Annotated in this window: 2 protein-coding genes; both read right to left on the bottom strand. The window is 69.0% G+C overall.

Going from position 1 to position 406, the window contains the following annotated elements; all coding sequences use genetic code 11:
- Positions 1 to 190: DUF692 family multinuclear iron-containing protein (locus I6F16_RS37710; protein WP_225174804.1), on the bottom strand; the 190-nt coding region annotated here is incomplete at its 3' end.
- Between the two features lie 6 nt (positions 191 to 196).
- The coding region (locus I6F16_RS37715) for a DUF2282 domain-containing protein (protein WP_225174805.1) at positions 197 to 406 on the bottom strand (210 nt) is incomplete at its 5' end.

Raw genomic sequence — 406 nt, forward strand, 5'->3', positions numbered from 1 at the left:
TCGCCACGCCATGCAGCGACACCGGGTGGTGCGTGCGCACGGCGTCGAGCCAGGCCAGCCGCGGCCCGCCATCGACCATGTAGTTCTCGGCATGGACCTCGAACCACAGGCCTTCGGCGCGCGCCGCCAGGGCCGATTCGAAATGCTCCGGCTTGAGGCCGAGGCCGGCGCCGATCTGGGGGCGGGCCATGGACGCTCACATCGCCGTGAGAGAGCCCATGCCCTTGGGCGTCTTGATCGTGGTGCAGGTGCCAGCCGGCACGTTCTTCCAGGCGTTGGCCTGGTAGTCCATCTTCGAGGTCCCCGCGCAGGTCGTGCCGGCGCCGGCCGCGCAGTCGTTCTTGCCGGCCATGGAGACGCCATAGCACTTTTCCATGGCGGGTTTGCCGTCGGCCATAGGCTTGGC

It is taken from the genome of Bradyrhizobium sp. IC4060 (assembly GCF_020193715.1).
Lineage (GTDB): Bacteria > Pseudomonadota > Alphaproteobacteria > Rhizobiales > Xanthobacteraceae > Bradyrhizobium > Bradyrhizobium yuanmingense.